Source organism: Pseudopedobacter sp. (assembly GCF_040392825.1).
In the GTDB taxonomy this organism is placed as follows: domain Bacteria; phylum Bacteroidota; class Bacteroidia; order Sphingobacteriales; family Sphingobacteriaceae; genus Pseudopedobacter.
Map to the genome: position 1 here is coordinate 1 of NZ_JBEBVH010000137.1, position 10270 is coordinate 10270.

Genomic DNA, 10270 nt, shown 5'->3' on the forward strand with positions numbered 1-10270 from the left:
AAACAGGACCGAGGTTTAGATGACGTTATTAAGGGGAGTGTAATTTTATGGCCTTATCAATGCCTTCAAAATATTTATAACACTTTAACTGCTTTTGTTGTTGATGTATTATGGAAAGATTACAGTATGCCGTTTACTTATTGTTATTTGTTAGCCTCAGTATTTGTACACTGTACCTGGCCCGGGAGTTTTTAGTGCCACTGGCATTGGCAGGTATATTGTCTATGCTATTTGTTAAAATGTGCAATCGTATAGAACGGCGGGGAGTAAACAGAGGCTTGTCGAGTTTATTTGCTGTTATGTTATTTATACTTTCGGTATCGGTTTTATTTATTTTACTTACCTGGCAACTGAAGGATTTTACCGATAATATTGACGAGATGAAACGGCACCTGACTTCAGCATTTCAAAGCTTGAAAGATTGGGTTGATCAAAAAATAGGAATTTCTTCGGGAAAACAAGAGCAAATGATTAAAGAACAAAGCCAGAGTGGAGAGACCAACACCGGGGGGATGCTCTTTAAATTTGCCTCTGGTACAGTAGACATATTGGTGAGCAGTATATTGGTGATTGTTTACATGTATCTTTTTTTATTTTTGAGACAGAGAATTAAAAATTTTATACTAAGGGTTGTACCAAAGAGAGATAGTGGGCGGTCGGAGGAAATTCTGAAACAGTGTACAGAAGTCTCGCAACAATACCTGGGAGGATTGTCTGCAATGATTGTATTGTTATGGGTATTGTACAGTATTGGTTTTTTTTTAGTTGGCGTAGAAAATGCAATTTTTTTTGCTGTAATCTGTGGGACTCTGGAAATAGTCCCTTTTGTAGGAAATATTACGGGCACTGCAATTACTGTTTTAGCAGTAGTAGCTCAGGGCAGTAATGATAAAATTCTGAGTGTAATTGGAGTGTATCTGATAGTTCAATTTGTGCAAACTTATCTGATAGAGCCTCTGGTTGTTGGTGACCAGGTTAATATTAATCCACTCTTTACTATTGCAGCTCTGGTTGCGGGAGAACAGATATGGGGTATAGGCGGAATGATTTTAGCAATTCCTTTATTAGGTATAGTTAAAATTATTTGTGATAATGTTCCTTCTTTACAACCGTACGGTTATCTGATAGGTACAGATAAAAAATCAAGGAAAGGACTGAAAGAGAAAATGAAAGGATTACGCTCTAAAAAATCTTAACCAATTGGTTGTTAAAGGTTTTATGTGTTTGCATAACCAGCATTTTGTTATGAAGAACAGAATAAAAGCAATATTAATAAATGTTTTGTGACAGTTTGAAAAGTGTTTTAAGAGACTGTCTGAAAAGTATCTATCATCCTGAATGTCAATTTGTAGACAAATAGGTTTCCTTCTCGGACAGCCTCTTCTTTTAAAGCCTTATGGCAGGTGTTTACTTCTGTTTTTCCAAATTATACACAATATTGGCAGCATTACCATTTTCTATTGAAAAAGGGGAACGCAGACTTAAATGGTTAGCATCTATCCAATTGATGTCTAAATGGTATCCTTCTCTGATATCTCTGGCCTTAGTTCCATCGGGTACTGTTTTAAATTGGAAAACAGGTTTTGCTCCATCATTAATCAAATCCCAATATATATTTTCCATAGTACCGTTACTTAAGGTGATCGAGCCTTTATAGCTTCCATATAAGCGCCAGGTACTTCCAATGAAGGACTCATACGGAGCCATATTGAATGCATTTTTAATTTGATAACCTTCAGGAAAACCTTCTAATTTAATATCAGACACAATCCACGTTCCGGTGAGGTCTCCCTTAGATGTAGATGTAACCATAGTGTTTGTCCCGCGACGTGATGCACATGCTGTAAATAAAAGCGTAATTGCTGCGAAAGCAAGAACTATAAAAGATAATTTTTTCATAAATATGATATTGTTCTGTAGCTATAACGTTCGAAATTGCCTTTTGATTTTACAGACGTTAATTTTATTTGCTATGAAAGATGCAGGCGAAGAGATGTTCTTTAACCAGACCGCCCATAGAGCGTATTTTTGTGAATAACTGATTTTGGTGGTAGGCAGCGAGTTCTTTTCCTAAACTGATAATTTTATCTTCCGGAGCCAATTTCTCTGCAGACATGATATGAAATATTTCTTTTAGTCTTTTTTGTCCTGCTCTGGCCCTGTGCCTGATAATATGCCTTTCCTCCTGTTGATATTGCAGCATAGATGCTTCGCTTATTAACCCAATTCCCATAAAAACCAGTTTGTTGTTTTCCTTAAAGAAATGGGGAAGATAAAATTTTAATCTGCCTTCGTAAGATTGCTGATCAAAGTCTATGGCCCTTAAGCGATATTGGTTACCTTCTATATCCGGTGTAATATCTACTACGTAATTATAAGACCGCATATCCCCTAAAAGACGAACAAAGCACCTCTCGTTGAACTTTACGAATTCTTTGCAGATCCTTGTTTTGTTAAAAACAGAGTCTTTAACAGCCTGTCTTATAAATACATCTCCCGGCATTCCGGCTATATGCTCTTCAATAAGTGTGTTGCCGTCTGTAAGATAGTTGATTCTGTTAGGAGACAGGATGTGTTCCAATTCCAGTCCGTAAACACGGGAAGCATCAGCAACTTTAACGTAAAAATGATCGTAATTGTCGTTGAATCTATTAATTATACGTACTCTAAAAGGTTTCGAATTTCCAAATGAACAGTAATCTATTCGGGCTACAGAAAGATGTTCCATAACCTCCATACGTCCAGATGCGTGTAATAAAGCATAGATATATTCCAGTCCGGGAAAAAGATCTTTCATTTCCGATTCGTCATAATATACTGTATGCCAAAGTGTGTCGACACCCTCATTATCTAATAATGGGACAGACAAGTTAAAACGCAGCATATCGCTATACATTACAGGAAGTCTTACCTCACGGTCGTATTTCAACAAATACTTTCGGAGGGTTTCATTAACCGGATAATTCAGTTTCTTTTTTGAGGGAACGTCTTTTCTGTCTTCAAGTACCATATACGAAGTTTAAAAGTACGGTTTCCCAACAATAAATACCAAAAACAAAAAATCCCCAGCCTTTAGACCGGGGATTTTTCAGCTCCATTCGAGAGTTTACTTAATCTCGAAAGTTACATTTACCGTATATTGAAGTTTTATTTTTTTGAAATCTATTTCAGCGGGCTCCATACTATCAGAAGCTACTTCAGCTTTCGTCATCATGGCATAGTTTCTATAAACAGGTTGTACGTTATAATCTGTATTATGGTCTTGAATGAGTAATGCACTTCCTAATTTATCTCCAAGAGCATTCGCCAATGCAGTTGCTTTTTCTTTCGCATTAAGCAAAGCTTTCACTCTTAAATCGTTTTTTAACTGTGCAATTTTTGAGTGATTATAACTCTCTACATAAGTAGAAGCAATACCTTTAGGATCTATAGCAGCGATGATTTGGTTGAAACTGTTCAGATCTTTTACTTTTAGTTTGTATTGTTTGCTCGCTAAAAAGTTAGGGTCTTTCTTTTTATTCCAATAATCTGTATAACCAGAGACATTATTAATCATTAAGTCTTCTTTCGGAATACCAGCTTTAACAACGGCAGCCTGAAGCTCTTTTTCTAACTCTGTGATACTTACCCTTTTTTTGTTGTTATTGTCTTTAAAATACTCCTTCAAAGAAATAGCAATATAGATTTCGTCTGGAGTAATTTCAGTTTCCGCACTTCCATTAACTTCGATTTTTTTTCTCAAATCTGCTGTTTGACTCATGGCACTTAAACTTGTACATGCTATAATAGCTGCGATTATTAACTTTTTCATAATGTTTCTTATTTATGTTTTTCTCTAAGATGTCGTAAGCTAGGGAATTCCATAAATTATTTTAAATTTTTTATATAAAAGACTGAAGAGCTGTTTTTTGTTTTATCAATATGTTGATAATCAATTTCCAGCTTATACGGTTAATAAGTAAGAAAAAAGGTCAAACTAAAATATTTGATTGGATTTTTTTTATTTCTGTTTGTATATTTAGGTTAATAATAGGTTCATCATAACTTAATTTTCTGTTACATTTGATTTTAACCGTGGCAAATATATTTGTCAAAGAATAAGATATCATAAGTTATTACCAATGTTAAACTCCCAATATAAAAATCTGGATGAAGAGTTGTTAGAAGGATTAACGCAAGGTGATGACACCGCTTTTAGTGAAATATTCAAAAAATATTCTTCTCATCTTTACCATGCCGCATATAATCTTTTTAGGAATAAAGAAGCCTGTGAGGATATGGTTCAGGAGCTTTTTATAGATCTTTGGGAAAAACGCGGGAATTTGCAAATAAGGTCCCTGAAGTCTTACCTGTATGTCTCTATCAAGAACAGAGCACTTATGGCAATCAGATCTGGAAAATTAACTATAGATGATAGTGTATTATTGGAACTCTGTTCAAAATATTATGCGGATCAACAGATAATAGCTAAAGAGCTTTCAGAACTCCTTGATTCTTCAATAAATAAGCTGCCAAAAAAATGTCAGGAGATATTTAAATTAAGCCGTGAATCAAATTTAAGTAATAAAGAGATTGCTGAGCGGCTGAATATTTCTGTGAAAACCGTAGAAAACCAAATGACCATCGCCCTAAGCCGTTTAAAAAACTCGTCAAAGGAGTTTTTGGCTATATTGGTGGCTTTATACTTCCTACCTTAATAAAAAAAAATATTTTTTTAGGGGTAAACACCCATTCTTGCATCATACATATATAACATTATGAATAGAGAGAACAATAATTCGGCTCTGGAAAAGCTTTTATCTAAGTATTTTGAAACAAAAGAACAAGAAAGCGATTCCCTGCCATTAGAAAATATAGATTTTGATCAGGAGAAATCCTTACGATTGATTCGCATGCGTGTTATGAAAAAAAGGTATATCCATTTCAGTTGGCTGGCTGCTGCCTGTTTATTAATATGCTTAAGTGCCGGATTTTTTATTTTGAACCGGAATATTTTTAGACAAAGCGAACTTTTAGTAGTGCATACCGGATTTAGAGAAGTCAAAGAACTTTTGTTAAGTGATGGTACAAAAGTTTGGGTTAATGCAAATTCGAGATTAAAGTATCCGAAAAGGTTTGAAAACGATAAAAGAGAAATTGTATTGGAAGGAGAAGCTTTTTTTAAAGTGAAAAGAGATGAGCAAAGACCTTTTATAATTAGTTCTAAAGGTATTCGCACAACAGTGTTAGGCACAAGCTTTAATATAAGCTCTTATGCCGAAGACGAGGAAGTTAAAGTAACTGTAATTAGTGGAAAAGTAGCAGTGGAAGATGATAACAATAAAGTTCTTCTTGAAAAGAACCAACAAGCAATTTATCGGTCGGCCAACAGAAAGCTTGTGTCCAGATTGGTAGATAATGCGTCCGATATGACTGCCTGGCGGGAAGGAAAACTTGTATTTAATAAAACGGCACTATATAGCGTAGTAGAAACTATTCAAAGAAATTTCCCAAATAAAATTAGGATAGCAGGAAATTTAAAGAATTGCCAGGTTTCTGCTGATTTTACGGGTATGAAGCTCGATAAGATTATGAAGATTTTAGGGGAAATAGTAGAAGGGCAGTATAAAAAAGAAGGAGATGCGTATTATTTAGAAGGTTTAGGGTGTAATTAAAAAACAAGCTATATGATAACTTAAACTATAGAGAAAAAAAACAAAAAACCTTGCACCTAGGGAGTGCAAGGTCAAAAAATGTCTAAAAGAATGCAATCTGTGAACTGCGACATCCGAAGATTGACATCCTTAATTGTCTAACATTTTAAAACCTAAAATTATGAAAAAATCTCTATTTGTTAATAGAGTAAGACTTTTTACACTAACAATTATGAAACTCAGCACATTGGTATACATGACCATTTGTTGTCTGTCTACATTGTCTCTGGCAAGCAATAGTAGCTATGGGCAAAAGGCGGCTAGTACCAATATTACAATAAATTTAAAGCAGGTCACTCTGGCCGAGGCATTGCAAAGGATAGCCGAAACAGCGGGTATGAAAATAGCATATGCCGATAATTTATTGGAAAAAGGTAAGATTGTTGATCTGAAAATTGAAAATGATAATCTGCTAAAAACTCTCGAAGCTCTGTTAAAACCGTATCATTTAACCGCTTCTGAAATAGACAATGTGATTGTAATAAAGAAGCTAAGAATTGCAGAACATTATAATAATCTTCAGCAAGGAAAAAGAAAAATAAGTGGCACTGTTAAAGATTCTTTAGGAATACCTTTAATTGGTGTAGCTATTAAACATAAAGATAATCCTTCCTTGGGGACAAGCACAGATATCAACGGCAATTTCATTTTAGATGTGTCCGAAAACACTGTGTTGATTTTCAGTTATATAGGGTTTAGGGATAAAGAAGTACCGGTAAAAGGAAAAACAGCTTTGACTGTGGTGTTGCAGGAAGCTAATTCTTTTTTGGAACAGGTAACGGTGGTGGGCTACGGAACACAGAAAAAAATAAGTCTGGTGGGAGCTCAGGTTAGCATTACGCCATCAGATTTGAAATTACCCGTTAGGAATTTAACCAATTCTTTGGGCGGGCGGATAGCTGGAGTAGTTTCAGTACAGCGTAGCGGAGAACCGGGTGGAGATAATGCCGATATCTGGATACGTGGTATCTCTACTTTTAGCAGCAGCATGAGTAAACCCTTGGTCTTGGTAGACGGTGTTCCAAGATCTTTTTCTGACGTAGACCCGGAGGATATAGAAAGTTTTTCTATTTTGAAAGATGCTTCTGCGACTGCAGTTTATGGTGTGCGCGGTGCAAATGGAGTAATTATCATCAACACAAAAAGCGGTTCTCCGGGTAAACCTAAGTTTAATGTAAGATACAATGAAGCGGTTACCAGATTTACCAAAATTCCTGAATTTGTTGATGGAGTAACTTATATGGAGTTATCCAACGAAGCATTAACTACCAGAGGTTATCAGCCCAGATATTCTGCAGAAGCTATAGAAGCAACAAGGACACAAAGTGATCCCTACCTATATCCGGATGTAAATTGGTACGATGAAATTTTTAACGATTTTGGTTCTAACAGAACGCTTAACCTAAATATAAATGGTGGTAATGATTTAACCACTTATTATGTATCAACAAGTTATTTTGACGAAAAAGGTTTGTATAAGACAGATGATCTGGCAAAATACGATGCGCAGGTTAGATTTAAAAGATATAATCTAACTTCTAACCTTAATGTGAAGCCATTTAGAACCACTACAGTAAAATTAGGAATTCAGGGATATCTGGCCAATGTAAATTACCCGGGTAGTAATTCTTCAGATATTTTTGAGAAAGCATTTTTTATGACGCCTATTCTGCATCCGGTAAGATACGAAGATGGAAGAATAGCTGATGCAGCTACGTCGAGTGTGCAAAATCCATGGGCTTTGTTAACCCAAACTGGGTATGCCAACCAGTGGAAAAACCAATTGTTTTCAAATTTAAGGGTAATTCAGGAACTGGATTTCATTACAAAAGGCTTGTCTGCGACAGGCATGTTTTCCTTCGATGCCTATAACTATGTAAGTTTAAGGAGGACTAAAGTTCCGGATACCTGGTTGGCAAATGGGCGTGATGCAGAAGGCAATCTAAATTTACAGCCTACACGTACTGGCTCAGAATATTTATCTTTTTCTAAAAATCCGGATGGTTCCAGAACAATATATAATGAATTGGCAATTAATTATAATCGTTCTTTCGGTAAGCATGATGTGGGAGGAATGCTTTTATATAATCAAAGTGATGAGATCAATACTCAAGCTGATAATTTAGAAGAATCTTTACCATTTCGTTTCAGAGGCGTAGCAGGGAGAACAACTTATGCCTATGATAATAAATATTTTGCAGAATTCAATTTTGGTTACAATGGATCTGAAAACTTTTTGCCAAGTAAAAGGTACGGTTTTTTTCCTTCGGTAGGTTTAGGATGGGTAATTTCTCAGGAGAGATTTTTTGAAGGTTTAAAAGATAAGGTACAATTAGCTAAAGTCAGATTCTCTCATGGTTTGGTTGGAAACAGTAATATTGGAGGCAGAAGATTTGCTTATTTGGGAACGGTAGAGCAACTAGGTACTTCGTCTTCTCCTATATATCAGTTTGGAAAAAGCCCAGCAAATTATGTTGGACAAGATATTGGAGAATATGCTGTAGACGTAACCTGGGAGACTGCGGAAAAGACCAATTTAGGGTTGGATATCTGGACATTAAAAAATGCCCTGAATATACAGATGGATATTTTTAGAGAATATAGAGAAGGCAGTTTTTTAAGGCGTTCGTCTTTACCAGGATATATAGGAATGCGTAATAATCCATATGGCAATGTAGGTATTATAGATAACAGAGGTATAGAAGGATCACTAACTTATTCTAAGAAACTGAGTGAAGATTTCTTCTTGCAGCTGATGGGAAATTTTACTTTCAATCGTAATAAGATTATTGAGGACGATAAACCAGATCCTATATATCCATGGTTAGCAACAAAGGGAAGAAAGGTCGGACAGCGCTTTGGTTATATAGCATTAGGTTTTTTTGAAAGTAACGAAGAAATTGCCAATAGTCCATTACAATCCGGAGATGTAAGACCGGGAGATTTAAAATTCAAAGATTTAAATGGAGACGGTGTAATCAATTCTTATGATTATGCGCCTATTGGGTATGGTCAGGTGCCTGAAATTGTTTATGGTTTTGGTTTTACGATTGGTTATAAGGCTTTTAGTATATCAACCTTGTTTCAGGGCGTTGGAAACATGGATATCTGGTTAAACGGAGAAGGCTTGATCCCTTTTCAGCAAGGTTTAAGCAGAGGGAATATGTTTAACAATGTTAACGACCGGTGGACAGTAGAAAATCCTAATCCTGACGCATTATACCCGCGTCTTTCTAGTGGTACTATAAATGATAATTACACAAGAAGTTCGTGGTGGATACAAAACGGAAGGTATCTGAGGTTAAAAACGTTGCAGCTAGGCTACAAATTGCCTAAACAATTTATAAAACGCTTCGGCCTTCAAAATGCAGATGTGTTTTTCCAGGGTGTAAATCTATTGACCTTTAGTTCTTTCAAGCTTTGGGATGCAGAATTAGGTGATGGCAGTAATTCTGCATACCCGGGAGGGGCCAGATATCCCAATATTGCTTCATACAGTTTAGGCTTAAATTTCAATTTTTAACCGTATTGCACCATGAATAAATATAAATATAAAATACTAACCCTTTTCTCGTTACCCCTTTTACTCTTTTCATCTTGTCAAAAAGAATTTTTAGACCAGGTGCCAGATGACCGGCTTACCATAGAGCAGGTATTTCAAAGATTAAAACCTTCTGAAGAATATTTGGCTAATGTATATAGCTATATTAAAGATGAAACTTATTTAACAGGAAGTGCGCCCTGGATTGGTTTGTCTGATGAAGGAGATGTGACTTACGACCGACCGGGCTATTATACTTTTCTCATGAATCTTGGGAATTGGAATCCGGCTTCAGGATATTACGACAATTATTACACCGATTATTATAAAGGTATCCGTTCTGCAACTACCTACATTAATAACATCGATGGAAACCCTCAACTGGAACAGAATAAAATTGTGATTCGTAAAGCCGAAGCAAGATTTGTAAGAGCCTATCTCTATTTTATGCTATTACGTACCTGGGGACCTGTTACTATATTGGGAGAAGAGACAATCCCAGGTGACCTCAACCCTGGTGATGCTCTATTGGCTTTACCAAGAAATAGCTATGATGAATGTGTAGATTATATAGTCAATGAACTGGATGTGGCTTCTCAGGATTTGCCTTTACATTTTACGACACAAGAAAATCTAGATTATGGAAGAGCTACAAAAATGGCATGTTTAGCTTTGAAAAGCCGGGTATTGCTTTATGCGGCGAGTCCATTATTTAATGGTAATGCAGAATATGCCAGTTTTCGAAATTTGGATGGGAAAAATTTGATTAGCCAGCAATACAGTGTCCAAAAGTGGGAAAGGGCAGCCAAAGCGGCCAAAGATATCATCAATATGGATATTCTTTCTCTATATAAGAAAAATAGCGGCGGAACTTTTAGCCCATTAATCTCTTATAGAGATGTATTCCTGGACGCATGGAATAGCGAATGGATATTTTCGAGAATATTAAATAATCTAAGCGGTTATGAGCGGGCATTAACTCCCCGGTTGGCTAATGGGTATTGTAGTACCGGGCCTACGCAGCAAATGGTAGATG

At 36.0% G+C, this 10270-nt stretch carries 8 protein-coding genes; 5 read left to right on the forward strand and 3 right to left on the reverse strand.

Going from position 1 to position 10270, the window contains the following annotated elements; genetic code table 11:
* Positions 1-110: 110 nt before the first annotated feature.
* Positions 111-1196: an AI-2E family transporter gene (locus tag ABWO41_RS10815; RefSeq protein WP_353137568.1), complete on the forward strand. Its 1086-nt coding sequence runs from the start codon at positions 111-113 to the stop codon at positions 1194-1196.
* 211 nt (positions 1197-1407) lie between these two features.
* On the opposite strand, the gene ABWO41_RS10820 is transcribed toward ABWO41_RS10815, so the two are convergent.
* The 3 genes from ABWO41_RS10820 to ABWO41_RS10830 form a co-directional block, all read right to left on the reverse strand.
* Positions 1408-1899: a hypothetical protein gene (locus tag ABWO41_RS10820; protein ID WP_353137570.1), complete on the reverse strand. Its 492-nt coding sequence runs from the start codon at positions 1897-1899 to the stop codon at positions 1408-1410.
* A gap of 64 nt (positions 1900-1963) precedes the next feature.
* On the reverse strand, positions 1964-3010 hold the full coding sequence (locus ABWO41_RS10825; protein ID WP_353137572.1) for a hypothetical protein: 1047 nt from the start codon (positions 3008-3010) through the stop codon (positions 1964-1966).
* A gap of 96 nt (positions 3011-3106) precedes the next feature.
* The gene (locus ABWO41_RS10830; protein WP_353137574.1) at positions 3107-3811 is read right to left on the reverse strand and encodes an SIMPL domain-containing protein; all 705 of its coding nucleotides are present in this window, start codon (positions 3809-3811) and stop codon (positions 3107-3109) included.
* A gap of 310 nt (positions 3812-4121) precedes the next feature.
* On the opposite strand from ABWO41_RS10830, the gene ABWO41_RS10835 reads away from it, so the two are divergent.
* The 4 genes from ABWO41_RS10835 to ABWO41_RS10850 all read left to right on the forward strand — a co-directional run.
* Entirely contained in the window at positions 4122-4697 is a 576-nt protein-coding gene (locus ABWO41_RS10835; RefSeq protein ID WP_353137576.1) for an RNA polymerase sigma-70 factor, read from the forward strand.
* A gap of 60 nt (positions 4698-4757) precedes the next feature.
* Positions 4758-5654 carry a FecR family protein gene (locus ABWO41_RS10840; RefSeq protein ID WP_353137578.1) on the forward strand — a complete coding sequence of 299 codons (897 nt, stop codon included), beginning with the start codon at positions 4758-4760 and terminating at the stop codon, positions 5652-5654.
* Positions 5655-5814: 160 nt separating this feature from the next.
* On the forward strand, positions 5815-9216 hold the full coding sequence (locus ABWO41_RS10845) for a SusC/RagA family TonB-linked outer membrane protein (RefSeq protein ID WP_353137580.1): 3402 nt from the start codon (positions 5815-5817) through the stop codon (positions 9214-9216).
* A gap of 12 nt (positions 9217-9228) precedes the next feature.
* A partial coding sequence (locus ABWO41_RS10850) for a RagB/SusD family nutrient uptake outer membrane protein (RefSeq protein WP_353137582.1) occupies positions 9229-10270 on the forward strand: 1042 nt, incomplete at its 3' end.